Source organism: Paenibacillus sp. PL91, from assembly GCF_012935325.2.
Taxonomy (GTDB): Bacteria; Bacillota; Bacilli; order Paenibacillales; family Paenibacillaceae; genus Pristimantibacillus.
The window spans coordinates 50,228-76,084 of the sequence record NZ_JABBYG020000014.1; the positions used below are offsets into that span (position 1 = coordinate 50,228).

23 protein-coding genes and 1 pseudogene are annotated in these 25,857 nt (G+C 43.1%); 14 read left to right on the top strand and 10 right to left on the bottom strand.

Features of this window, described 5'->3' with window-relative positions; genetic code table 11:
* The first annotated feature begins 1 nt into the window (after window position 1).
* From walK to HI950_RS25645, 4 genes are read left to right on the top strand one after another with little or no spacing between them, the layout of a single operon-like run.
* Window positions 2–1,849 carry a cell wall metabolism sensor histidine kinase WalK gene (walK, locus tag HI950_RS25630; protein ID WP_169084084.1) on the top strand — a complete coding sequence of 616 codons (1,848 nt, stop codon included), beginning with the start codon at window positions 2–4 and terminating at the stop codon, window positions 1,847–1,849.
* On the top strand, window positions 1,849–3,303 hold the full coding sequence (locus HI950_RS25635; RefSeq protein ID WP_169084085.1) for a YycH family regulatory protein: 1,455 nt from the start codon (window positions 1,849–1,851) through the stop codon (window positions 3,301–3,303). Before walK ends, HI950_RS25635 begins: the two co-directional genes overlap by 1 nt.
* A gap of 26 nt (window positions 3,304–3,329) precedes the next feature.
* Window positions 3,330–4,085: a two-component system regulatory protein YycI gene (gene yycI / locus HI950_RS25640; protein WP_169084086.1), complete on the top strand. Its 756-nt coding sequence runs from the start codon at window positions 3,330–3,332 to the stop codon at window positions 4,083–4,085.
* Between the two features lie 33 nt (window positions 4,086–4,118).
* Window positions 4,119–4,925: an MBL fold metallo-hydrolase gene (locus HI950_RS25645; RefSeq protein WP_169084087.1), complete on the top strand. Its 807-nt coding sequence runs from the start codon at window positions 4,119–4,121 to the stop codon at window positions 4,923–4,925.
* Here HI950_RS25645 and HI950_RS25650 read toward each other — a convergent pair.
* Window positions 4,894–5,115, bottom strand: a complete 222-nt coding sequence (locus HI950_RS25650; protein WP_169084088.1) for a hypothetical protein — start codon at window positions 5,113–5,115, stop codon at window positions 4,894–4,896. The genes HI950_RS25645 and HI950_RS25650 overlap by 32 nt on opposite strands.
* Before the next feature lie 163 nt (window positions 5,116–5,278).
* Between HI950_RS25650 and HI950_RS25655 the strand changes: the two genes are divergently transcribed.
* The 3 genes from HI950_RS25655 (at window position 5,279) to rlmH (ending at window position 7,639) form a co-directional block, all read left to right on the top strand.
* Window positions 5,279–6,649, top strand: coding sequence for a S1C family serine protease (locus HI950_RS25655; RefSeq protein WP_169084089.1), 1,371 nt, complete (start codon window positions 5,279–5,281; stop codon window positions 6,647–6,649).
* 339 nt (window positions 6,650–6,988) lie between these two features.
* On the top strand, window positions 6,989–7,156 hold the full coding sequence (locus tag HI950_RS25660) for a CxxH/CxxC protein (protein WP_063845975.1): 168 nt from the start codon (window positions 6,989–6,991) through the stop codon (window positions 7,154–7,156).
* Between the two features lie 3 nt (window positions 7,157–7,159).
* Window positions 7,160–7,639, top strand: a complete 480-nt coding sequence (gene rlmH / locus HI950_RS25665; protein WP_053373454.1) for a 23S rRNA (pseudouridine(1915)-N(3))-methyltransferase RlmH — start codon at window positions 7,160–7,162, stop codon at window positions 7,637–7,639.
* Window positions 7,640–7,826: 187 nt separating this feature from the next.
* Here rlmH and HI950_RS25670 read toward each other — a convergent pair whose 3' ends face one another.
* Genes HI950_RS25670 through HI950_RS25690 form a run of 5 tightly spaced genes read right to left on the bottom strand, consistent with a single transcriptional unit; the run spans window position 7,827 to window position 13,081 of the window.
* Entirely contained in the window at window positions 7,827–8,426 is a 600-nt protein-coding gene (locus HI950_RS25670) for an HNH endonuclease (RefSeq protein WP_169084090.1), read from the bottom strand.
* A 5-nt stretch (window positions 8,427–8,431) separates the two neighbouring features.
* The gene (locus HI950_RS25675) at window positions 8,432–9,100 is read right to left on the bottom strand and encodes a hypothetical protein (RefSeq protein WP_169084091.1); all 669 of its coding nucleotides are present in this window, start codon (window positions 9,098–9,100) and stop codon (window positions 8,432–8,434) included.
* A gap of 10 nt (window positions 9,101–9,110) precedes the next feature.
* A complete protein-coding gene (locus HI950_RS25680; protein ID WP_169084092.1) occupies window positions 9,111–11,420 on the bottom strand; it encodes an ATP-binding protein in 2,310 nt (769 codons plus the stop codon).
* Window positions 11,413–12,855, bottom strand: coding sequence for an Eco57I restriction-modification methylase domain-containing protein (locus tag HI950_RS25685; RefSeq protein WP_169084093.1), 1,443 nt, complete (start codon window positions 12,853–12,855; stop codon window positions 11,413–11,415). Before HI950_RS25685 ends, HI950_RS25680 begins: the two co-directional genes overlap by 8 nt.
* A 34-nt stretch (window positions 12,856–12,889) precedes the next feature.
* Entirely contained in the window at window positions 12,890–13,081 is a 192-nt protein-coding gene (locus HI950_RS25690) for a type II toxin-antitoxin system Phd/YefM family antitoxin (RefSeq protein ID WP_169084094.1), read from the bottom strand.
* Window positions 13,082–13,388: 307 nt separating this feature from the next.
* Between HI950_RS25690 and HI950_RS25695 the strand changes: the two genes are divergently transcribed.
* Both HI950_RS25695 and HI950_RS25700 read left to right on the top strand, forming a co-directional pair.
* Window positions 13,389–15,164 (top strand): GmrSD restriction endonuclease domain-containing protein, encoded by a 1,776-nt coding sequence (locus tag HI950_RS25695; RefSeq protein WP_169084095.1) that lies wholly within the window; start codon window positions 13,389–13,391, stop codon window positions 15,162–15,164.
* 211 nt (window positions 15,165–15,375) lie between these two features.
* Entirely contained in the window at window positions 15,376–15,597 is a 222-nt protein-coding gene (locus HI950_RS25700) for a hypothetical protein (protein WP_187768165.1), read from the top strand.
* A 201-nt stretch (window positions 15,598–15,798) separates the two neighbouring features.
* Here the strand turns inward: HI950_RS25700 and HI950_RS25705 are convergent, their stop codons facing one another.
* The 3 genes from HI950_RS25705 to HI950_RS25715 all read right to left on the bottom strand — a co-directional run bounded on the left by HI950_RS25705 (window position 15,799) and on the right by HI950_RS25715 (window position 18,340).
* Window positions 15,799–16,080 (bottom strand): hypothetical protein, encoded by a 282-nt coding sequence (locus HI950_RS25705; RefSeq protein WP_169084097.1) that lies wholly within the window; start codon window positions 16,078–16,080, stop codon window positions 15,799–15,801.
* A 487-nt stretch (window positions 16,081–16,567) separates the two neighbouring features.
* The gene (locus tag HI950_RS25710; RefSeq protein ID WP_169084098.1) at window positions 16,568–17,671 is read right to left on the bottom strand and encodes a PRK06851 family protein; all 1,104 of its coding nucleotides are present in this window, start codon (window positions 17,669–17,671) and stop codon (window positions 16,568–16,570) included.
* 288 nt (window positions 17,672–17,959) lie between these two features.
* On the bottom strand, window positions 17,960–18,340 hold the full coding sequence (locus HI950_RS25715; protein ID WP_169084099.1) for a DnaJ family domain-containing protein: 381 nt from the start codon (window positions 18,338–18,340) through the stop codon (window positions 17,960–17,962).
* A gap of 146 nt (window positions 18,341–18,486) precedes the next feature.
* Here HI950_RS25715 and HI950_RS25720 point away from each other — a divergent pair, with 146 nt between their 5' ends.
* Together HI950_RS25720 and HI950_RS25725 are read left to right on the top strand one after the other, a co-directional pair.
* Window positions 18,487–18,774: an alpha/beta-type small acid-soluble spore protein gene (locus HI950_RS25720; RefSeq protein WP_169084100.1), complete on the top strand. Its 288-nt coding sequence runs from the start codon at window positions 18,487–18,489 to the stop codon at window positions 18,772–18,774.
* Window positions 18,775–19,170: 396 nt separating this feature from the next.
* Window positions 19,171–19,398 (top strand): annotated as a pseudogene (locus HI950_RS25725) (transposase); the annotation flags it as partial.
* Between the two features lie 192 nt (window positions 19,399–19,590).
* Here HI950_RS25725 and HI950_RS25730 read toward each other — a convergent pair.
* Window positions 19,591–22,581 (bottom strand): ATP-binding protein, encoded by a 2,991-nt coding sequence (locus tag HI950_RS25730; RefSeq protein ID WP_223285502.1) that lies wholly within the window; start codon window positions 22,579–22,581, stop codon window positions 19,591–19,593.
* A 328-nt stretch (window positions 22,582–22,909) separates the two neighbouring features.
* Here HI950_RS25730 and HI950_RS25735 point away from each other — a divergent pair, with 328 nt between their 5' ends.
* From HI950_RS25735 to HI950_RS25745, 3 genes are read left to right on the top strand one after another with little or no spacing between them, the layout of a single operon-like run.
* Window positions 22,910–24,058, top strand: a complete 1,149-nt coding sequence (locus tag HI950_RS25735) for a DUF418 domain-containing protein (RefSeq protein WP_169084700.1) — start codon at window positions 22,910–22,912, stop codon at window positions 24,056–24,058.
* 34 nt (window positions 24,059–24,092) lie between these two features.
* A complete protein-coding gene (locus tag HI950_RS25740) occupies window positions 24,093–25,205 on the top strand; it encodes a sensor histidine kinase (RefSeq protein ID WP_169084102.1) in 1,113 nt (370 codons plus the stop codon).
* Window positions 25,206–25,209: 4 nt separating this feature from the next.
* Window positions 25,210–25,818, top strand: coding sequence for a response regulator (locus HI950_RS25745; RefSeq protein ID WP_169084103.1), 609 nt, complete (start codon window positions 25,210–25,212; stop codon window positions 25,816–25,818).
* Window positions 25,819–25,857: the final 39 nt, after the last annotated feature.

A 25,857-nucleotide genomic window follows, 5' to 3' on the forward strand; every position in this document is an offset into this window, starting at 1 on the left:
GATGAAGGGAAAGAGCTTCTTCCGTACGATTCAGGTTAAGCTGGTCATTATTTATTTGCTGCTCATCCTGGTGGCGATGCAGCTAATCGGCGTATATTTTATAAGCACCGTCAAAAATTCGTTAATTGATAGCTTCACCGGCAATTTGAAGGAACAGGCTGATATTTTGTCCAAATTTGCGGCTCCCAGCTTAGCGGCAAAGCCTGATACCGAAGGCGATTCTGCGGAGAGCACGACGGAGGACCTCAGCCTTGTCGTTCAAAACCTGTTCAGTATTAGCGGTGCCGAGGTGCAGGTGCTGGATTCGAACGCCAAGGTGGTAGCGACTTCCGTACAAGGCAATCAGTCGTATATCGGGAAGAAGAACAAATCGCTTGCCGTAAGCCGGGCGCTTCAGAATATTACCGATAATGAGCAAGAAATTATAGATGAAGATAATACGCGAATGAAGATGATTGCGCAGCCGGTAACGATAAACGACAACAAGGTCGTCGGCGTGGTGTATGTCGTAGCATCCATGAATGAGCTTTACAAGACGGTGAACCGGGTCAACCAAATCTTTTTCTCGGGGACGTTAATTGCGCTTGGCCTTACTGGGGTGCTTGGCGTATTGCTTGCCCACACCATCACAAGCCCGATTCAAGGACTGACAAAGCAAGCTGAGGCGGTCGCACAAGGGAAGTTTGATCTTCAGGTGCCTGTTCTTGGCGATGATGAGATTGGCAGCTTGAGCAAAGCGTTCAACGACATGACGATTCGGCTCAAGGAAGCGTTATCGGTAAATGAGGAGGAGAATGAGAAGCTTGCTTCGATCCTCTCCAACATGAGCGATGGCGTGGTTGCAGCGGATGAGAACGGCAAGGTGATCGTATGGAACCGGCGGGCGCTTGAGCTGCTGGACGTTCGCACCTGCGAGGGCTGTGCATTGTCCGAGCTATTTGATTTGTCTGAGGAGAGATTGTCCGAGCTGCAGCAAGGGCGCGGCCAAACGATGCTGATTGAGCGCGATTTCGATGAGCAGGAGCTTGGCGAGGGCAACGAAGGGCTGCTGCGTGCAACCTTTACGCCGATTCATCGCCGTGACAAAGGAACAACGGGTACGATTGCGGTACTGCAGGATGTAACGGAGCAGGAGAAGCTGGAGCAATCGCGCCGCCAGTTCGTGGCGAACGTCTCGCATGAGCTGCGGACACCGCTTACGACGATCAAGAGCTATGCAGAGGCGCTTAACGATGGAGCGCTTGAAGAGCGTGAGCTGTCGGAGCGCTTCGTTGGGGTTATCCGCAATGAGACCGAGCGGATGATTAGGCTCGTAACCGATTTGCTGCATTTGTCTCGTCTCGATTCCAACCAAGCGCCGCTTCGGCGCCGGCAGACGAACGTGCACGATATGCTTGACGAGGTGGCTGACCGATTTTCCTTCCAGCTTCGACAGAAGTCGATTAAAGCGGAGGTTCGGGTTGACCAAGGACTGGAGTCCGCATGGCTTGACCGTGACCAAATCGATCAGGTGCTTGATAATTTATTTTCCAACGCAATCAAATATACGCTGGACGGTGGAACGATTGAGTTAACGGCGAAAAGGCCGACCGATTCGGCACTGCTGGCGATCAGCGTGAAGGATACCGGGATCGGTATTCCGAAAAAGGATCTTACTCGTATTTTTGACCGCTTCTATCGGGTGGACAAGGCTCGCTCGCGCAATATGGGCGGTACGGGGCTCGGACTTTCGATTGCCCGGGAAATTGTGAAGGCGCATGGCGGTACGATTTCCCTCTCTTCCGAGCTCAATGAAGGAACTGCGGTTACATTCACCCTCCCGCTGCTGCAGGAAGGGGGTGAGCTTTGATGAAGGAAAAAATAAAAACGACGACGCTGATCGTGCTAGTGGCGCTTAGCCTTCTGCAAAGCTATCTGCTTGCCTACAGCATGCCAGGCCTTGGCGCTACGGTAAGAAGCGACCAGGATTATGTCAATGCAGAGCCGATGGGACCGCAGACGAGCGTGGAGAGCGTTATTTTTCCAGAGGAGCTCGTCATTCATCTGGGCGGCAACAAGCACACCGTGATTTATCCGGGTACACAGTTCTATGACATGATTCTTAATCAGCGCATTCAGGGTAGAGAATTTAAGGGCTTCCAGCGGAGTCCGTTAAATGTGCTGAACTGGGAGGAGATCCGGAAGAATGATATCGGGATCGAGCTTCGGTTCGATAACGGCATTCCGGTCGAGCTGCTGCAAAAGCTGCTAAAGCTTGAGGGAGACCTGCTGTTCTTGAATGAGACGATTGATCGGATTTGGATTTTTAAGACGACAGGCTCAGAGGAGGTTCGGACCTTCTTCTTCAGTGCAGGCGGTCAAATGGTCTATGAGTCGGTTCGCGCGGATCTGACGGTACGCGACGTGCAGGATTACGTAGGCTTCGGACAGTTCCAGCCTAAGTATACGATGACGGCAGACGGTCTCTACCTTCCGGCTGCACCGATTCAATCTAAGGAAATGGTATTTCCGTACGAGACTTATTCGCCTGATTTGATGCAGAGAAGCTTGTTCGATCCAAGCACGACAAGGGCAATCGAGGATCGAAGCGGCTCGCAAATCTACACCGATGGCAAACGGGGCTTGCAGGTGGAGCAAAACGGCAAGTGGATCAGCTATACCGATCCGAGCGCGCCGCAAATTACGGAGAATCTGCTCAGCGACAACGTGTATGCTTCGGTTGATTTTGTGAACCAGCATGGCGGCTGGGACGGTGTTCATCGGTTCGTGAATGCGATGCCGGGAGAGGAAGGCAAGTATATCCGATTTAAACAGTACGTGGAGCAGTATCCAGTCATTGAGACGCCGCCGTTCCGCTATGGATATATGAAGCTGACGCTCCAGCAAGGCGTCGTAACGGAATATGCAAGATCGCTTATTACGCTAGGCCTGCAATCGGAATCACGTAGTGTTCGGTGGCTGCCTGGCGGCGAGGAGCTGCAAAGCAGTCTCGAAAATTACAGAAAACGTGGCGACGTAATTGCTTTATTCCCAGCGCTGCAAGCAGCGCCTGTGGATGATAAACGGCTGCGGTTTATACCGGTGTGGGCTGTTCGTCTCAACGATGACACGGAAGAAGTACTGGTAGAGGCATATCCGGTCGGATATGAGCCTTCTAAGCAGGTCGATGCGACAGAGCAAGGAGCGGATGGCAGCACGAAGGCGGATTCGGATGCAACAGCAGCAGGCGGCGCGGGTGCTGCCAGCTGGGCTGCTGGAGGAGCGATTCAGATGCTCACTGGTCATGCTGGCGATATGCGATAGGATAAGACGGCAGGGGGTGAAGGCGAGTGGATTGGGGTCGGGCGAAAAATGTGCTTATTATTTCGTTTTTACTGCTCAATATTTTGTTAGGGTACCAGCTGTGGCTGGATATCCGGGAGCAGCTGAACATTAACGTAAATTCGGCAGAGCTGCCGCAGGATAAGGTGCTGCTTATGCAGCAGAAGCGAATTTCGCTAGAAGCCAATCTGCCGCTGGAAACGCCGGAGCTAGGGGACTTAACGTACTTGCTTCACTCCGACAGCCGCAAAAATGCGGAGCCTGTTATACTAGACAAGCCTGTTGATAGTACGATTATTTATTCGAAGACACAGTTAGTAAAGACACTAGGGAGCAAAATTCCCGAGCTTGATCAATATGCATTCGATCTGCTGAACAGCAGCGTGGACAAATTCGTCTTATATCGGGTAGTCGAAGGCCGTCCTATGTTCGACGTGAAGCTTACGCTGTATATTAGCAATCAAAAAATAACCTCCTTTTTGCAGGACCGAGTGGAGCTGCTCGGAACGGGCGAAGCAAAGCAGGTGCTGCCAGCTGCGAAGGTAATGGCGAGCTTAATTGAAACCTATTTGCCGGATGGGGCAGTCATCTCTGATATTCAGCTTGGCTACAAAGGCCAAATCTTCGATTCGGAGAAGCAAGTATCGGTGCCGTCTTGGCGGGTCATGCTTGAAAATGGTCATTTGCTTTATGTGCACGCGATAAGCGGCGAGGTTGCAACGGATGAAGAGCAAGGGGAAGCTGCAGCGAACGGTTTACGTTAACGGGAGCGGGAGAAGGGACAGGAAAGAGCGATTATGGGACTTCGATTTACAGTACTAGGAAGCGGCTCGACCGGCAATGCGACAATTGTACAGGGGAACGAGAAGACGGTCATTGTCGATGCGGGAATGAGCGCGAAGAAGCTGGATGAGCTAATGCGTGAGCGAGGAATATCGGGACATCAATTGGACGCGTTGTTTGTTACGCATGAGCATTCTGATCATATAAAAGGCTTGGGCGCTTTCGCAAGGAAGTATAGCTTGCCCATTTATGCGAATGAGGCAACATGGGCCGCAATGGAAAGACATGTCGGTACCATTGCCGCAGAGAATCGTGTCATAATGGAGACATGCGAAGAGATCGCCTGCGGGTCGATGATGGTGCAATCCTATCCGATCTCGCATGATGCGGCGGAGCCGGTAGGCTACAGCTTCGTAGAGGATGGCGAGAAGCTTAGCCTTGCAACCGATCTTGGGTATGTAAGCGAAAAGGTCAAGCGTCAGATCATCGATTCGGATGTACTCGTGCTGGAAGCGAACCACGATACCGAGATGCTTCGGATGGGGCGTTACCCATGGAATACGAAGCGTCGTATTTTAAGCGATGTAGGTCACTTATCGAATGCGGCGGCAGGCGAAGCCTTGCTTGAGCTCATGACGGACCGAACGAAACGTGTCTATTTGGCTCACTTGAGCCTTGATCATAACTTAATGGATTTAGCGATGCTGACCGTGAATTCTATATTGGAGGATAATGGAATATTTTATAAGAAGGAAGAGCATCCGCTGCGTGCAACGTACCATGACAGGCCTACGCCATGGGATGAAGTGAAGAGGAAATAAGCGATTCCAGCTGCGCATCAAGCGCATCGGCTTTAGAGCTGAGCTCTTCTCTCGTAATAATGCCCTTCTCTATGAATATCTCTAGCATTGCGCTTAAGGTAAGAACGGTACGGTAGTGGTCATCCTTCAAATCTGCCAGCTTTGCAGCAAGCTGTACATGTTCCCAAGCTGCGGGGGTTTTCGTTTTCATATGAGCAACTCTCCTTTGGCGGGACGGTTCTACAAAATGTTTTTAAGATATCGTGTACGCGTCGTCCGAATCTATTATTATTTTAGTCATTTCTTTCGAAAACATTCCTATATTGAAAAAAAATAGTCTTGATGTCCGAGAGACATCGAGAGGAGCGACCGTAATGAGCTTATTCGACGACGATTTTTATTCAACCAAAGTTTCCAAACGCGCTGCTCGGGAGAGTAAGAAAGAAAGCTTTGCTTTTCCATATAGAAGCGGCGGGCGCAAATGGTCCAATGTCCGTATCGCCTTCGTATCCTCCATAACGAGCGCGATTGCCGCAACGCTGTTGTTTGGTGTTGTTTTTGGCGGTGGCGGCGGTATTGGCGGGGGAGGAGCATCTATCGCGACTGCAGACGGTGTTCAGGCAGTTGACCCGCTGGAGCGTCCGATACAGGCATCTGCGAAGGTAAGGCCAGCCGTCGTAAGCATCATTAATTTGCAGAAATTTTCACTCGGCATGGGCAACGGTGAAGCGCTGCCGGAGGATTCGAAGGATAAAGGTACGCTGCGTGAAGCGGGTGTTGGCTCTGGCGTCATTATAAGCAAGAATGATGGCAAAGCAATCATCATTACGAATTATCATGTAATCGATCAAGCGCAAGAGGTGAAGGTTGTACTGATGAGCGGCGAGGCCCGCGATGCTCGCATTGTCGGCAAGGATCAAATTACGGACCTTGCCGTGCTTGAGATCGATGCAAAGGGAATCGATGTTGTCGCGGAAATCGGCGATTCATCGGCGCTTCGGCCTGCTGAATATATTATTGCGATCGGCAATCCGCTAGGGCTAGGGGAGTCCGTTACGACGGGCAGCGTGAGCAAAACGAAACAAATCGTGCCGGTATCGCTTAATCAGGACGGCGTGTATGACTGGGAGCAAGAGGTTATTCAAATCGATGCTTCGATTAACCAGGGCAACAGCGGCGGGCCGTTGATTGATTTGAACGGGCGCGTAGTTGGGATCAACAGCATGAAAATTGCGGATCTCGGCGTTGAAGGCATCGGATTTGCGATTCCGATTAATCTGGCTATGCCCATCGTGGAGAGCTTGATTAAGCTTGGACATGTGCCTCGTCCTTATCTTGGCGTCTATACGATGGACTTGGAGCAGTATTGGGAGCAGCAGAGCTTTCAGGATTCGCAAGACCATGCCGATAAGGAAGGCGTCCTGCCTGAGGCGGACGGCTCTGGAGATGGAGCCACTGGCGATGAAGACGTGCTAGAGGGCGGCGGAGCGCCTCTGAAGCTGCCGGATGAGGTCTATGACGGCGTGATCGTGCTTGAAGCGGTTGGTCCCGCTAAGGATGCGGGCCTGCTGTTCAATGATGTCATCGTTAAGCTGGATCGCCAATCGATCGGCAGCACGATGGAACTGCGTAAATATTTGTACAGCCAGAAGAAAATTGGCGATGAGATTGAGATTAGTTACTACCGGGACGGGGAACTAAAGCAGACTCATTTTAAGCTGGGTGAAAAGGAAGACGAGGAGTAGGGTGTAAGGCGTTTTGAGTAGTAAGTAAGAGCGAAGAGTAAAGAGTAAGAGAAAAGCGAAGTAGAAACCGCGATGTCGAAATGGGGAACCATTTTGGTGTTGCGGTTTTTTTGTTGGAATTTGGGGAGAAGAAGGAACAGTATGTAGGGATTAGTGCGTAGGGATTAGTACAGTGAAGGTAGTGCGAAGAGCAAAGTGCTGGCTGTGCAGAATTTGTCGTCTTCACATGGAAAGGCGTTTTCTGTTATGCTGTGTATAGATATTTTGGACAGACTGTTAAGAGAAGAAGCAGGAAAGACGATCGGGAATTCAATCAACTAGGATAGGAAGCGTGCAGATATGTATTGTGTGTGTAAAGAGCATATGGAGACGGCATTAGACCGATTTGTAGATGAGTATGAGGATGCACCGGATGTAGTGGATTTGAAGGAGACGCAGTTTGCCGATTGGGATCCTCCGCGCAAATGCGATTTCTGTGATGAGCCGGCTACTTTTTTGGTGGTTTAAAAGATGCATATACAGATAGCAGCCGTAGGCAAGCTGAAGGAAAAATATTTGGTGCTTGGCATAGCGGAATATGCCAAGCGGTTAGGGCCTTACGTGAAGCTTACGCTCACGGAAGTGCCCGATGAGAAGGCGCCGGAGACGATGAGTCCGGCGGAGGAAGCGATTGTGCGCGAGCGAGAGGGCGAGAGGCTTCTGGCGCAGCTGAAGCCTGAAGCGCATGTTGTCGCGCTCGCGCTGGAAGGCGAGCTCTGGTCAAGCGAGGATCTCGCTGGCCAGCTCGACAAATTAGCCACGTATGGGCGGAGCCACGTGGCTTTTGTTATTGGCGGGAGCAATGGCCTTGCTCCCGCTGTGCTTAAGCGCGCCCAGCAGAAGCTGAGCTTTGGGCGCATGACTTTGCCGCACCAGCTTATGCGCCTGGTGCTGGTGGAGCAGATTTATCGGGCTGTGAAGATAAATCGGGGGGAACCGTATCATAAGTAGGGCGAAAATTTTCATTAGCTAATTACGAGGAACGGAAAACCGCTTTGTGAAGAACAGGCAGGGATGTGGGCCATCTTAATAGAGTGGAAATGAATCAATAGGGAGAGGTGGGCAAACCCCTCCCCTTTTTCACATAGTATAATTACTGTATTAATCTAAGACTCAATATCTATCAAATCAGTTGATTTTATTTATCATAATATATTAGATCAAAGTATTCACAAAACACAGCGCAAAGAAGATGATGCACTTTAGTAAGTTCGCCTACATCAGCACCATTTGCTGCCTTTCTGTCAATTTCTTTTTTTATTGCGTTTCTTTTAACCCTTACCTTTTCTAAATTATAAAGGATATAGTGACGCTTTAGATATAATTTCAATTCAAAATAAATGTATTCACCGATTGGAGATATGTATTTAATATTACCGTTTTCATCCCTCTCCAAATGGGTGTAGTACTCATCAGTACAAGGATCTATAAAACCTTTATCGCCAACAATAGCTTCACTGGCATCACCGCCAACCCATTTATCAGATTTAGCAATATTGCAATATGGGCAGCTGTACAATAAATTATCATATGTAAATTCTAAATCTCTAAACTTTTCTTTTGGAGCAAAGTGTTCAACGTGATATGAATTATAACCCCCGCTATATATATCTTTGTCATCACAATATGCACATTTATGATCAAAATCAACAGCGAGTCGAGATTTATTAGAGGTGTTAGTACGCCACATTATTCCTGTATGGCTTCTTGTTGGCATTTTGTCCTTTATTGCACCCAATTCAATTACTCCTTATCTAACAATTTATCTATCATTTCCAGTAGTTCATTTAACTTATTGGATGATAAGTCTTTTCTTGCTTTATCGGTTAAAGCATGCCCACCATCCATCGATCTTTCAAGTTTCGAATCCAATTCTAATATTCGGGAATCTATATCATCCGAAGTCCCTGCTAATGGAAGAAGCTTTCTTAATTGTCGTTCCCATTCTTCTTTTTGTTTTTGCGTTTTTAATATCTGCTCAATCATTTTAAAGTGTAATTCTACGCGTTCTTGATCCTCATTTAAGTATCTATAAAAATCAAAAACCTGATAGGCATTAAAAATCTCATTTGAAAATAGATCATCATCATATGAAGTTAGAATGAACAAAGGGAACTCAAACAAAACCTTATCAACAGCTTTAGCAAGGTCGGTACCAGTATAATCAACATTTTCATAAGAGGATAATTTATAATCGATCAAAAGACAGTCCAATTCCAGTTCCAAAATATGCTTAATCATCTCTTCTAAATTATCTTTTATATTTACTTCAATTGGAACAAATTGATACTGCGAATACCTAGCTCTTTTTTCGGGAGTAGCACCATCAATCCCCTGAATCAATCTTGTAATAATTTGTGTTACTTTTATTTCATCATCGTCAACAACACCAATTTTAAGTATTTCCTCCATTTAATACACCTCACACAGGAAATTTCAAATCCAAAGCAAATCCATTTTTATACTCAACAATTGTATATCGCGCATTATATTCTCTTGCTGTAGATGCAACAATATACATCCCTAGCCCTGTTCCAACGACTGCTCCATCCTTGTCATATTTATTTGTTACTCCGAATTTAAAAATATCGTACGGATTTTTGTAGAAATCACCCAAACCACTACCATTATCTCTATAATGTAATATAAATTCCTGATCAGTTTCCATTTCAATAGTAATTTTTCTTTCAGCAACCCTAGATTTTTCAAAAGCTTCAATCGAATTAATAATTAAATTGTAGAGAATACTTTCAAAGTCAGAAACAAAGATGCTTTTAAATACTTCTTTTTCATCTCCCTTTACTTCTATAATTATCTTCTTTTGTTCTAATATGGGGGACATAACTTCAATAATTTCTTCAATGGTCTGATAAACTTCCTTTTTTAGTCTCTTCCTCTTATCTTTCTTAATTTGATTTGTTATTACAGTTATCCATGAATTTAAAAATATATCACTTTTCCTCAAAGAACTTAAATTTCTATCAATCAACTGTTCATTCTGTCGTTTTATTGCAAAATCAAACGCATCCACGCGGTTTATCAAAACAGCATGAATTCCCTTTAGATCGTGAACGATAGATGTTGTGATTAATCCATTCGTTGCTAGGGATCGTAGCAACTTTATTTCAGTTATTAATTCTTCTCTTTCTTCTTCATAAAAAAGAACGGCTTTTGCTAATTTTTCAACTTTTTCTTTTGAAGTAACTTCTTCATTTTCCTTGCCTTTTGCTACGTTATCTGTGGATTCTTTTCCTTTGCTTTGCTCATCTAAAATTTCACCTGCAATGTCCTTACTCGCTTTCATGGTTGCTTCTCTATCATTGACGATATCACTGTACTCTTTCATGACACGACCGATAGTAGCTCTATCTCTCTCGAAAACAGAGATGATATTTTTGATTAGATTCTTAAAGATGGAGAAATAATCATTTTCAATAATTCCTTCTCGACTGGATTTATCAATAATGTAATCATTGCTAATTCTTGAAATTGAAATTGTTCCCTGACCTTGTCTATTCCTGACATGCCAATTTCCTGAAGGATGTGATATTGCTGCAGGATTCTTAGCTCTTCTGGCATCCAGTCCCAACCAATCAAATGATTCTGATGAAGGATCTCCATATGGTCTAACCAAAAAATTATCTCTGTATATCTTAATTCCACCATGAGTATCTAACCACAAGTTCCTTTTTCTACTTATTTCTTTATAAAAGAATGTTTCCTTAGAGTCTTCAGATAAGGAGAGTTTCATAAATGTGTAATTAAATTCAAAACTTCCAACTTTTTTAACACTGTCAACAAGATCGGTATCATTTGAATTCATTATTTCAGATATTGAGTATGTAAATTTAAAGACACCTTTTTCAAAATCATTATATCTATATGGATACTTTTTGAATTCCTCCATCTCAAACACTTCGTTTGGGATTTTATTAAGATCGAATTCATTTCTAAAAAGAGTGACAGTGAACTGTTCACCATCAAAATTAGAAAACAGTTTATAGTCGTACTCATCAGAAAGTTCGTTTGAAATAATTGTATACGTGCTTTCTAATGATGCCTTAGTACAAATAATATAATCTTTTTGTTCTGCTGGTGGGATTAGAAATCCCATCGAGTTTATTATTTTTGATATATCTTTAGAACTCCATCTATCTCGTAGTCCACTTATTCTTAGTAAAGTCCCCGTATCCAATAATATTTTTTCATCTTCCATTAGATTTTTATTTATTTCCTCGATAGCATCTAATATTTCTGTTGGAATAATATCAATAAACTTACCATTCAAGTATTCAAAATCTGCTTCTACCTCATCTATAGTTTTTCCGGGTTCTTCAAAATTGCTCCAATCAGTTTTCCAGAGAATTACTTTGGGACTCTTTTGATTCTTTGTGTACATCTCACATTTACTTCCTAATCGATCTAGCGCAAATCGACCAATTCCTTTTTCACCCGATTTGATACGATTTTTTTCTGATTTATACTCTGATCTTTTATTATCTGTACCAATTAGCATCCAATAATTTTCAATAGTTTCTTGAGTCATACCAATTCCATTATCTAATATGTAAATGAAACCATGTTCAATATCAAAACATAAAAAGCACAAATTTGCATCGGCATCATAAGTATTTTTAACAACTTCGATAATTGCTCCATCTACTTTAGCAACGCTTTCTCTTCCCAAAAGTATTGTTGCTCTTGAAGAGATTTTATATTTCATTTTACTCATTATTTAGATACCTCCCTTTTGTAAAAATATAGTTGTTTATATCCTTTACAGTGATTCTTAAAGAAGTGCCATTAGCATTAGTGCCGATACTTTTTACATATTCATGAAAATCTTTACTTTCCAGTATCCCCTTAGCATAATCTAAACTAAGATCTGTTTTTTTTGTTATGTAAATACCGGAATAAGGAATGCAATCTTTAGAAAGTGTGTAAACTTTAATTTGCTTGGTTACTACGGTGGATAATAACAGTTTTTCTTGGTTAAGGTGAGCAAGTGCTTGAGTCCTTCCATATTCAAACCAATTTACACTTTTATCTGAATCGCGTTCATTTAATTTAACAAGAAATGATTTCAAATATTCCTTTGTTCTTGGAAAAATCCTCTCGAAATCATCTTCACTATACCTGTGTAAACATCCATTAACATAATAATAGGGAAAAATAATCATTTCTCTTTTGTTGAAATGCAATGATCTGGGGCTGGCAGCCACTTTTAAAATATCTTTTTCTATTAAAGAGGACTTAACCTGAATATATTCTTCATCCTCAAGTTCTTGATAACGATCTAAAACAAATGCCTTATTATATAGGGTTGCAATTGTAATAGAGGCATTGAAATAATCACCGAATCTAGCAGCAGTCATTTCCGTTTTCATTATTCTTGGTTTAAATTCCCACTTACCGAATAAATCCGCTTTATTGATAACGAGTGAAGTTCCTTTATCCTCATAATGATAATCTATTGTGTTATTTAATACTTCTCCGGTTCCACAAACTACAATTGCTGAGGAAGTCAGTGCATCAAACAATTTAATCGACTGATAATCATAAATTTGATTTATAAAAGGCATCAAGAAATTCCTCAAGTTTTGAGCGAATACATTTTTGAAGATACTACTAGGTATCAAATAAGACATTTTTCCATTCTCATTCAATGACTTTAAGCTTGATTCGAGGAAAGCATAGCAATAATCAAACTTTCCACTCTGACATACTGAAAAATTTTCTCTAACAAATTGTCGTGTTTGAGTATCTAATTCTTTATATGAAATGTATGGAGGATTTCCAACAATAAAGTCAAATTTAATTTGTAAATTTTCTTTTAGAATATCGACATTAAGGATTTTCCATCTTACATTGAATAAACCATGTTTCCCTGCCACTTGATTCAGATTAGTTATACATTTTAAATATTGTTCTTCGTCAATTTCTGCTCCGTACACATCTTCCTCCAATCCAAGTTTAATTTTATCGTTAGCAATTCCTTGACTCTTACAATCAGTGATATAACGATCCACAATAACCTTCAGAATGTTTCCATCACCACATGCATTTTCGATGATCTTTTTACCATATAAGTTATCTGTATAATTGACAATATCTAAAAGTTTTATGACAATATCATTTGGTGTAAATACCTGGCACTTCTTATTCATTCAATCAATCCTCTTATTTTACTTATAATGTATATTATTCAGTATTAGTTTTCTTTGATCGTTCTAATTCGTATTCCTCAAATCTTTCAAATGTCATCAATACAAATTTAGGCTGGCTATTTTTCATTATTGTAAGCAAACCAAGCTCATCAGTAAGTCTTGCTGCCATCGAAAAATTTTGGTTCACTTTTGAAATTGTTATCATTTTATCTAAATCTATCTTCATTAAAATTCCTCAATTCTTGACCAATCTTTATTAAGTTAAGTCTTATCAACTAGATGGCACTTTTTTATCAATTATATCTCTAGGTTAGCTAAAATCCAACCTAATTTAATTTAACACTATTTATTCTATGTCTTTATCAATTCGCCCTATAGATGTTACGGAGAGCCTTATCATAAGTGAGGTGAAATTTTTGCTAGGATCAAGGGATGTTCTAGATGCTTCATGAAAGGTGTTGTACATTCAACTATACGTGTAGGCACTAAGATATGATACAATTAAAGGTAAATATATCAAGGGGTGATTAATTTTGAATATTACGCCAAGAGGCATGAGTGTTATGAATTTATACCAGCTTTATCGGAATAGTAGCTTGCTTGTAAATAGAAAATATCAGCGGAAGCTAGTCTGGACAAAAGAGGAGAAAGAAGCATTAATCGATAGTGTACTTTCTCAGTATCCTATTCCGCTCATTCTTTTGGCAGAGAAGGGGGTTAATGATAACGGCGAAACTACATATGAGATTATAGATGGAATGCAGAGATTAAATGCGCTTTTTGGTTTTATTGAAAATCAATTTGCAGTAAATGAATCGTATTTCGATGTATCACAGCATCCAACAGCAAATACTTTAGCAAAAGAAGGAATATTTTCACCAATTCATGGAGATCATATTAAACGTCTTAATCAAAAGAAATGCGCTTCTTTTCTAGAGTATCAACTTCCTATTTCAACATTCCAAGGATCAGAAAGAGAAGTCATCGAAGTTTTTGGTAGAATCAATTCCAATGGCAAACACTTATCTCCACAGGAAGTTAGACAAGCAGGAACAACAACTGTGTTTTCGGAGCTAGTAAGAGAGTTAAGTTCTGAAATTCGAGGTGATGTTTCTAGAGGTATTCTTCCATTAACTGAAATGCCGGAAATTAGCATTGATTCGAAAAATATTGCTTTAGGATACGGCGTAGCTGCTGAAGATACTTTTTGGTGTAACCAAGGTATTTTACGTGTATCCCAATTACGTGATAGTGAAGATGAGCAATTAATAGCAGACATTATTTTGTCAGTAGCTTTGAAAGAGCCCTTCCAGGCGAGCAAGGATAATTTTGATGATTATTATTTAAACGACAAAAAGAAACTTGAAATTGAGACCGCCATCGCAACTTACAATAAGGACAATTTAAAGAACGATATAAAACTTGTATTTGATACAATTCAAAATATGGCACTTTCAAAATCAAGGGAAAAGAATTATTTGAAGAACATCCTTAATCCAACAGCAGGGAGTAACGCAGTAAAAGAGCCGTATTACAATTTATTTATGGCAGTTTACCAATTAATTGTATTTAGTGAAAATGAACCATTTAATATTGACTCGATCTTTTCCGCATTAAATAATTTAGCGGCGAGACTTGCGTCTGCGAAAAGTATTGTAACAGCAAACAGAATTTCAAATATAAATCTTACGGTAGGTTTAATACAACCTTACTTTAAGAAAGCGTCACATACATTACGTAGTGCGGGTGTATTAGCAATCGATTTTGAGAACTATCTACGGTTATCCAAAATTGAGCCACCGCATTATGATTTTAAACAAGGTTTTTATACTCTTGATACAAAAGACAGATCGTTTGACGAAGAAAGCTTCGAGAAAATCCTTCACAACATTTGTGCAATGGCCAATCTTGGAAAGGGTAGGACGGGTTACATTTTCATGGGTGTATCTGATCGAGAGGCACATACTCTAAGGGTAGAGCAATTAGACAATATTACGGCACCAAGAGTGGGCGACTTTGGAGTGGTGGGGCTGGAACGAGAATCAAAATTGAAAGGTGTGAGTCTGGATCAGTATTTCTCCTTTTTAACTACTAAAATCACAAACTCCTCTTTACCCGATAATCTGAAATCCAACATTACTTCAAGATTGAACCCACTTAATTACAGAGGTAGTATGGTTATTATGATCGAAGTTGTTGGTGGTGAAGAGCCGAGTTGGTACAATGATGAATTGTATGTAAGAGATGGAGCACAGTGTAAAAGAGTTCAAGGAGCAGACGTTGCATCAGTGTTTTCTAGATTTAGATGAATGAACGGCACCCAAGGGTACCCTGTCGGGTGCCCTTTTATTTCGCTCTACTGATGATACGCCGAGCCTTATCATAAATAAGGCGAAATTTTATTTATGTTACTCTAAACAATAATTCAGTAAAATTTTCAATTATTATCGTATGGCTATTGAAAATAAATCTGTATATATCATTAATATAAAGGAGCGCCTAAACGGGTGCTCCTCAATTTTGTTCTACAGATATTTCGCTGAATACAGCTTCTCAAGCGGAGCTCTGGAACAACATCTTATTGTTTTCGCTTCAAATCTGCCATTCGGCACGGGGGTTATTTTGAGAGTCTCTCTGCATAGGGAAGGATTGCTGCATCTTATTGCGATGCTGCTTCCGCCTGCTCGTCAAGACGGCTGCCGTTTGTTTCCTCATCATATGCACTTCAAACGAATCGATTAAAACGGGACATGTTGTTTCCTTATGAAGCTGTTTGATATGGACTCGTTTGATTCCCATTATAAGATTCCAGAAAAAGAACAAAATGGTTTTCATTTTTTCCATTCCTCTCAATTGTAAATTGGTTAACAAAGGCACACCACTAGCAATTCCAGTCTATATCGTATTATGCAGCTATTAGAGAGATCTAACTTTACGTTAACGCTAAGCGGAGCTCTGGAACAACATTTTATTATTCTCGCACCAAATCTGCCATTCGGTACGCGGGTTGCGTTGCGGGCTTTTCTGTATGGGGATGAATGGCTGCAGTGGATCATTATTCTTTTGCCTATCCGGCAAGACGAATATGGATTGCTTCTCAATCAAGTACGCTTCAAACGAATAGATTATGCCAAGACAGGCTGGTTTACCCTTATCGGTCTGATTTGCATTTTCCCGTTTGATTACCATCATTAGATTCCAGATGAACAATAAAATAGCTTCCATTCTTCTATTCCCCCCAACCTAGTATTAAGAGTTAACTAGATTATATCAAGCTTGCAATAGAACTTCTGTCGAGTTGTAAACCAGATACATAAAAATATTTAGACAAAAATCTTTGCCCGAATGTCAACCCTGGAGCAAGGTTGATTCCTTTCAAAAGGAAACAAATAATATGAGGAAAAGGCTTGATAGTGTTGACTTTATAATGTTTCACGAACGATTAATGATGACGCGCTGGAAGTAAATAGCTTGGAATGGTTTGAAGCATTTAAAACAAAAATCGAGATCTTCATGTAGTAATGTGTTGTAACTTTATGTTGGAAAAAGAGTGTTGGTATTTCTATGATCGTTTGAAAATAAATGAATCGTTACTACTTTGAGTGTGCTTCAATATGTATGTTAGGTTAAATCGCCATGTTATATTTGGAGGGGCTTAGCTGTCATGAGACAGCTAAGCCCCCTGCTAGGAAAGTAAGGCCGCGCCTTTATTCTATAAGCTACTAGGGCCGAGCAGTTCATTTAATTGTGACTGTAATTGCAATCGGAGTTCCTCTACGATCGAAAAATCCGTTGCCGCTACATAGAAGGCCTTAATTTGGGAATCAATGGCCTCGGCTAACGCCAAATAGGAGGTGGCCTCCTTCATTTTCGCTGAATAGCGTTCTTTAATAGCGGCTAATTCGGCTGCATATGCTTCATCGATGCCGGGGGTCATGGTAAGCGCATACATATCCAAAATTTCATCCCCGTCACGATCAGGAAAATATTCATGTGGAGCGGTGCTGTCGAAGATAGCTATGCTGAGCCTTGGGAAAATTAACATATCAAGGCTGTTTGGATCAAAGCCGCAATGATACACTTGAACTTCGATTCCATTGTTTTCGGCAGCGGCAGCAAGTTTTTTTAGCAGCGTCGACTTTCCGGACCCTGGTCTTCCTTTGATGAAAATCCGCCTATCCAATTCAGCGGTCAAGCTTTGAATAAAATCGAATGCCCCCTTCGGAGTGGCAGCTCCGAAAAATAGGTGACGTCCAGTTATAGGTGTATCGTTTTCATGACCAGCGTAAAATTGTTGAATCAATTCCTGCGCAATCTGGTCTGCCTTCGTGAAGTCCATGCTCTCGATATAATATTTTTCCCATTCGTCATGAATCCGCAATGCGCTTAAGAACGTTTCATATGCTTTTGTATAGGCATCAACAAGCTTAGCTTTAAGTTCTTCGATAGTTCCCAGATGCTCCGGGGAAATCCGGCCGTTGTCAATTGCCTCCCCGAAATGGATATAAACGATTTTACTCGGCTCATTTTCCGGGATCCCCTCGCAGACACGCTCATCGACAACGCCAACCTTCAATTCTGTTGAAATGATGCCATCCAGTTCGTCGGGGCGAAGAGGGGAGTGGAAGCATTGCACGTGCTGGCCATTTTCCAGCAGGCTATCCGCCAAGCTGCGAATGACTGTTGATTTCCCCGTACCAGGGGGACCCTTAAGGACGAATATTTTATTCAGCCCTTGAAAGGTAGAATTGTACAAGAAATGCGCTCCGTGCGCGGTGTTGCCGCGGGCAAAGTAGTGGGATGATTTTTCGCTCAACCTGAAACACTCCTTTGTGCTTATTCTTAGTTCGCTAAATTTACAGGTTCCGCGAAGCTGGTCAGAATAAGCATACGTGGGATAAATGCCTATGCTTCTGTATATTCTGGGTAATGTGTAGAGGTGTTTCTTTGCTCAACATTTTTAAAAATGCTTCCTCCAACAATTATTGATAGATATGGGCACAACATATGACAGTCCGCGGTTAACACATGAGGATTTGAATCCTGGGAATATTATAATTCGGCAACAAGGGGGCTGTTGGGAGTTAGCCAATTCCATATCTATTTAATCATTCTCGGTTAGCTTTTGTTGGATTTGATGCTCGTATTCAGCGAACGCTTCCGACATCACCCATCCGCGAGCGGACATCAGTGATTGATAGCGAAGCTTCTTAGCCGATAACTGACTTTGAAGCTTTTTACGCTCGGTATCGTTTCGGCAGGCGCTGAGTAGATCGCCAAGCGTGACCATTTCCTTGCGAAGCTGCATCTCCTCGGGGATCATCCCGGCATTTTTGAGCAGCTTAAAGCCGACCCGAAGCTCCTCTGGGACATTCTCTATACCATCAGGGGGAAGCGGCTTGCCAGCGCCTGGCAGATTGTCTAATTCCCCGCGGCGGATGGCCTCCAGAATTCTCTCCTCAGCGATCGTACGCATAAATTCCATCGGTTTATCAACTCCTTGATATATTTTAAAATTATTTCATGCGTGCAGCCAGCCTCCATGTCCCGTATTAACTCTCGCTGAAGCAGAGGAGGGATGAAATGCTGCTCATCCGGGCATGTTAGGGAAAACATCGAGGGGAGTGCTTTATGATGGCTAGAAGAAGAAGAAAATATGCGGTGCCAGGAGTCGAGCAAGGGATGCAAGCTTTCAAAGCAGATGTAATGAAACGCGAAGGATATGCCGTTAATCCGAATCAACCGGACGACGTAAAATACGAAGTGGCGAAGGAGCTTGGCGTACCTTTGCAACAAGGAAACAACGGGCATCTAACTACGGAATCAGTAGGCCATGTCGGTGGCAAAATTGGCGGTACCATGGTTCGGGAAATGATTCGTCTCGCTCAAGAGCAAATAGCAAACAGGGAGCAAAATTGAAAGAATTGTGAGACCGTGATATCAGCTAAATCTTTCGAGACTTTCTCAAGACAACCTGAATGGGCTGTCCCAAAAGGTTATCTAACCTTTTGAGACAGCTTTTTTAAATGCGTGCCCTCGCCAAATGGGCATCTTGGCGCTCGGGCTGCTCGCATGCGCGCAGCCTAAGAACTGAGCTCCTGGCTGCTCAGCCAGCGGAAATAGATCTAGAAACTAGATCTATTCTTGTCAACTAACCAGATTCAGCGGAATAGGTCTAGAAACTAGACCTATCGTATGCGAGTACCTGCGAACGGAGCTTGTGAGCGCTCCGCTAGCAGAAATAGGTCTAGGAACTAGATCTATTCTCATCAAACTAACCAGATTTACAGAAATAGGTCTAGAAACTAGACCTATCGCTCGCGAGTAACCAGTGAACGGATGGAAGGCTATGCGCTGTCGGTTAGACGAATGATTGAACCTGAAAGTGTATTCGGGCAGATAAAGAATAACCGGGGATTTCGGCGGTTCCTGCTTCGAGGCTTGCCAAAAGTAAGCCTAGAAGTCGGGTGGCTTTCGCTTGCCCATAATCTACTTAAGCAAGCAGCCATAGACCAGAATAGAAAAATAGCGGTACAGGAATAGCCCCCTGTACCGCTATTTTTTCGCTTTTTCCAATATTTCTATTCAAAGTGAGCTATCTCTGCAACGAGCTTACTACTTTTGGGAAAGCCCCTTTATTTAACTTCAGGGGAATATCGGGGAACCCATGTCCCTTTGCGCCGAATTGCATTTCTAAGGTTTTTCTTTTTATTTCAAGTAACGTCCTATTTCTTATCAAATCCTTAATAGTGGAATTTCAAAGGAAACGGCTGTTCCCTCGGCGGGCTTACTTTGAATGATCAAGCCTTTACCGTATTTTTTCTTCAATCTGCGATTGGTATTGTACAGACCGACACCCTGCCTGCCCTTATCAGACCGGGTCAACAACTGATCAACCGTTTCTTGATTCATGCCTATTCCGTCGTCCTTCACTTCGATTAATGCCGAATGGCCTTGGCGAACAACGCGTATGAGAACCGTGCCGCCTTGCGATCGGCTAAGGATGCCATGTTTCACTGCATTTTCAACCAACGGCTGGATCGTTAGAGGAGGGAGCTGAAGCTGGAAATGAGGTTCAACCTCCCACTTAATCATTAACCTGTCTTCGAACCGCTCCTTCTCGATATAAAGATAAGCTTTAACCAGCTCTAATTCGTGCGATAGCTCGACAAAATGCTGCGTATTTAAGAAATCAAAGCTTATTCTCAAAAAGTCAGTGAAAGCTTCGGCTAGCTTGTGCATCTTCTCAATATCAACCACGCTTAATGATAGAATGGAATTTAAAGCGTTGAACAAAAAATGGGGGTGGATTTGCGCTTGTAAATAAGCAGCTTCCATCCGCAAGCTTTCATGTAAGGATTGTTTGAGCCCGGTTAATGCGCTAATCCTATACTTTAGTTCAAGAGCATCCACGGGTTTGGTCACGTAATCGTTGGCCCCCGACAAGAAACCGGTATAAATATCAGCGGTCTGTGTACGTGCCGTCAACAATAATATCGGAAGCTCTGATAAGGAATAATATTCCCGTACTTTCCGCGCTAACTCATAACCGGACATATGCGGCATCATGACATCTATAATCATTAAATCCCATTGCTGCTCGTCAAGAATCCGTAGCGCTTCTTCACCGGAATTCACTGTCGTAATCGTATACAATTCCGTGGAAAGGATCGAGACCAGCACATTTAAATTGACGGGGTCGTCGTCAACCGCAAGAATTTTAACATTATCGCTGTCAGACAGGCTTGGATTAGATTCAATGGCAGCCGCCGGCAAGCCGCTTACGCTTCCAATGTTAGCCCAATCGGCCGCTGCAAGCTCCATCGTTTCTATCTCCGGACGTACATAGCGCAGTTGCGGTATCGATAGAGAAGAGGCCGACCAATCGGCGAGCGGCAGATTAAAGCTAAACACCGACCCTTTGCCTGGTTCCGATTGAACCGTTAAGGAACCATTATGCAGTTCGATCAATTGTTTGCAAATGCTCAATCCAAGCCCGATTCCGCTTCCTTCGTTGATGCCATGAGGCCCTTGCTCATAGGGAATAAAAGCCTTGGCTATCGTCTCCTCGTCCATGCCAACACCCGTGTCGATTATGTGGATTAAGGCGTGTCCGGCCGTCCATTCAGCGGAAATAGTAACAGTACCCCGTTCCGTATATTTGATGGCATTATGCAATAAGTTATATAAAATTTGAACCAATCTTTTTTCATCGGCCATTACGGCAGGAAATGATAGCTTTACGTCAACTATGAATTGAACCGGCTTGCTCTCATTCATGGAACGAAGCATGCTGACTACGCCCGGCAGGATCGACTGAATGAGCAAAGGCTCCTTCTGCAACGCAATGCGATGTTCCCGTAGCTGCGCAACATCAAGAAGATCGTTCAGCATATGGGACATGCGGCGGCTTATCGTGACGAGCAACTCCATGTCCTTAAGACCTTTCTGATGCAGCCTTTCTTTTTCATGGGACAGCACGGTTTCCGCGATATTAATGATGCCATGCAGCGGAGTTCTTAGTTCGTGTGACGTATTGGCAAGAAATTGGTCTTTTAGCCTGTCTGTTTCCTGTAACTGATGATTCAGACGGACAATTTCATGAGACTTGCGGAAATATTTTTTGAACCAGTATGTCGAGAAGCCTACTATCGCCGCAATGATATCTATAGGATAATAAACGACAGGAAATGGGATGTAAGAGCTTAAGGCCCCCCAGATCGCACTGGACAATACGGCTGCGGCAGAGAGCTGCAGGAATACGGCATCCTCATCGGGTTTTGTTGTAAAGTATATCTTTCCGATCAAATAGATTAACCATGCAAAAGGAAACAAATAAAGGACACTAAAAACCCTAAAATGATACGTTTCATGGACGAGCGAAGCCGGTGCCGCAAACAAAAAAATGGAATAGGAAGCAAGCGCGGCCAAAAAAAGGAGAAACCGTTTGCCGCCCCGCTTATTCAAAGTAAACCATCTAAAGAAATAAAGAATAAAAAAGGCCAGCCATAAATACGAAAGCAATCTGATTTTTATAGACCAAGCGTAATTGATAGGCAGCCATAACAAAAGTAAATTATCGTGATCGGACACAACCGATATTCCTGCAATAAACGCAAGTGAGCAGAATATAAGCAAAGACTTCTCTTGGCGGTTAAAGAGATATAAGATGAATGCGTAAAAACCATGGAGCAGCAGGACAACAAAGGTAATCAATTGGATAGCAATAGAGGACCAGCGCTCATTGTTGAGTGATTCCTGGGAGCCAAAGCGAATGGAGTACATGATTCCCCCATTGTAAGGGTCTTCATAGTTTGCTACCTGAATGAGCACGACGAGTTCTTCCACGCCTTGTACAGTGTAAGTACTCGTATAGGAGATTTTATTAGGGATATAATCCCTTTTATTTGCGGCAGGCTTGCCGGCTGCGCCTTCGCTGAAACCGTTTATTTCCACGAAAGAAGCCGATTGAATTTTTTTCATCCAAAGCGATACGGGTTGCTCCAGCGGGTCGACTAGGATGCGCAGCCGGTAGGTACCGTACCCGAACGAAGTGTCATGCTCTTTGGGAAAAGCGTCTTGCCAATCTCCCGGAACCTGAACGAAAGTAAAAACGTCATCCTCCATCTTAGATGAGTCGGTATAAGAAACTAGCCTTGAAGGAAAGAACTCCCACTCACCATCCAATGAGATAGGTGAGGAATGCTCAAAATCCCAGCCCCGCATGTCAAGTACGCCATCGACCGGATGTGGCTGTTCGATTGTGGGAAAAATGGTGGTCCAAGTCCACCTTAAGCCAAGAAGCATGCAAAGAAATAGGATCATGATGGTAAAATTTTTAAGTGTAGATGAGGTTGTCTTCATTCGCATAATGCCAGATTATTCGACATGTACCGGTGGTATTCCTTTACAGAAGGCAAATAAATTTCAGCTTAAACGAACGGGTTTTCATATGACACTGTCATATCCAGAAGCTGACTGCTGTGAATATCGCCTGTTTCTGTTCAGCGCTAAAATATAGTTACCGAACAGAAGGAAAGGGACGATGGTCGTTATGAATGAGAATGGCAGCAGATTACGTTTGTTGGATATTTTAAGAGGATTTGCTATTTTGGGAACACTTGGGACGAATATTTGGATTATTGCTCATATGGGAGACTTGAATTATGTATTCACCTTTAACCATATGGAGTGGTGGGCATCCTTCCAAGAGTTTGTAAGAGTCTTTGTCCTGTTCTTGGTCAATGGAAAGCTGCTTGGCTTGCTCACCATTATGTTCGGGATCGGACTTGAGATGAAGTACCGACAGGCATTAAGAAGAGGGAGCGCATGGCCTGGGGTGTATATATGGACGTCTATTATTCTTATAACAGAAGGATTAATCCATTTCACTCTAGTGATGGAATATGATATTTTGATGAGCTACGGCATCACGGCAATCATGACTGCTTTTATTATAAAAGGCGGAGACCGCGCCATTCGCAGAGCGATGATGATCATTGGCGGCGTGCATGGAGCTATTATGCTGCTTATTTTGTGTTTCGGTATCTATCTCGGCGCGATAGGCGCCAATATGTCCTTAGGCGATATGAAAGAAACGGTGTTATTATATAAGGACGGCAGTTGGCTTCAGCAGGTGGTTTTCCGGCTTACTTCTTTTTTAACGCTGCGGTTAGAGGCCTTTTTTGTAATCCCCATGAACATTTTTCTATTCCTTTTAGGCATACGTATGATGAGATCTGGTTTTTTTGCTCTTGATGAGAATGGCAAGAAGAAACGGAGTAAACTGCTTCACATCGGATTAGGCTTAGGCATTCCGCTCAATTTGCTTATTTTTGTGCCCGGCGGCTACTTTGATTTGCCAGTACGCTATTTATTTGCGCCCATCCTATCTCTTGGATATATCGGGTTAATCGCTAAACTGGTAGAAGCAAACGAGAAGCTATGGCTGTGGAACAAGCTTGAACAGGTAGGCAAAATGTCGCTCAGCTGCTATGTGATGCAAAATGTTATTTCAACAGTCATTTTTTATGGATGGGGCTTCGGCTTAGGCGGCAAGGTGAATTCGGTAACCATTGTATGGATCTGGATGTTGATTTGTTGCTTCCAAATCATCTTTGCTTCCATATGGCTGAAGCGATTCAAGTACGGTCCTATGGAATCAGCGAGAAGATTCACTTCAGGCCTCCTAGGAAAAGCATAGACTGATTGATGAACGGATAAGGTGTGTATGAACGATGCTGAAAAAATGGTATCCCGCGGATCAGATCGAAAAATATCTTATTATTGATGCTTTCGCAGTTTCCTTTTTAATTTATCAAGTTTTCATCGTAAATGGGTCCGTCAATCTAGCCTTGAAGATGATCCTTTTCCTATTGTTGCTCGTATCCCATTATGCAGGATTGTGGTATCGGGACTGGCGTCTGCTCATGGCCAGTCTCGCGGGAAGCTCACTGCTTGTGGCGCTTGCTGTTAACGTCGACAGTTGGATTCTGATGTACGGATTTGTGTTTGCTGATTTGCTGGGAAGAGCCAATCGGAAGGCGATTATGATCACTGGCATGGCTGGAATCGCAGCTATGTTTGTGCTATACGGTTGGATAAATGAGGGCAGTCCATTTGCCTTTTTTTCAACGATGTATTTCCCCATTATGATTGCTCAGTTGGTGGCACCGATCGTTGTTAATGCGAGAGAAAAAGCGAATATCTTGAAAGAAAAGCTGGCTATCGCCAATGCTCAGCTTGAACGCTATATTCAAGAGGAGGAACGAAACCGGATTGCCAGGGATCTTCATGACACGCTCGGCCAGACGTTGACCATGATTAAACTGAAAAGTGAGCTAACGATGCGATTGGTGGAAAATAACCCAGAAAAGGCGAAGCATGAGCTGCAGGATATTTTGAACACCTCAAGGTATGCGCTAAAGCAGGTGAGGGAGCTAGTTACCGACATGAAATTTGTTTCCCTTAAGAAGGAAATGGAGCTGTCCAAGGATATTTTACAAAAGGCTGGCATTGCATTCGTTATGAATGACGATGAATCCCTGCCCCACCTATCCAACGTTGCCGAAACGATGGCGGCACTTTCCGTTAGAGAAGCGATTACCAATATTATTAAACATAGCGAAGCCAATCAATGTACGATAACACCATACATAGAGTCTGAATACTACTGCCTCCAAGTGAGCGATAACGGGAATGGCAGCTTGAAGCAGGGAGAAGGGAACGGTTTGCAGTCGATGAAGGAAAGAATGGCTATGCTGCAGGGAGATATTCAAATAACGTCGAGCCAAGGCAAAGGAACGGTCATTACGTTTAAGGTTCCGCTGACGAGTAGTGGAAGGGGGTAGCAAGGTGATACGTGTAGTCATTGCAGAAGACCAAAAATTGCTTCGTGGGACGCTATCGGCTTTGTTATCCATGGAGGAGGACATCGAGGTTGTGGCGGAGGCCGAGAATGGGCAAACCGCATGGGAGGCTATTGCGCATTATGAGCCGGACGTGTGCTTGCTCGACATCGAGATTCCTTTCCTTTCAGGACTTGAAATTGCAGAGAAGCTCAGGCAGGAAGGACGTTCCTCGAAAATCATCATCGTAACTACATTTGCACGCCCCGGTTTTTTGCAAAAAGCGATGGAATTGAAGGTAGAGGGCTACTTATTAAAAGATGAACCGATTGAGTTTTTAATCGATTCCATACGCAAGGTAATGGCTGGTGATCGAGTGATCAGCACGGATTTGGCAGCGGTTCTGTTCCTGAAGGAAGAAAATCCGCTGACCGAGCGGGAAACGGCTGTATTGCGATTGTCCAAACAGGGATTATCGACCAAGGAAATGGCTAAGCAATTATTTCTGACAGATGGAACAGTACGGAACTATTTGTCGATTGCCATTCAAAAGCTGGGGGTAGAGACCCGGCAGCAGGCGACTGAAAAAGCGCATGAACGTGGATGGATATCATAAGCGGAGTGAGAAAAAAGAAGCTCCGGTGATTGAGGCTAC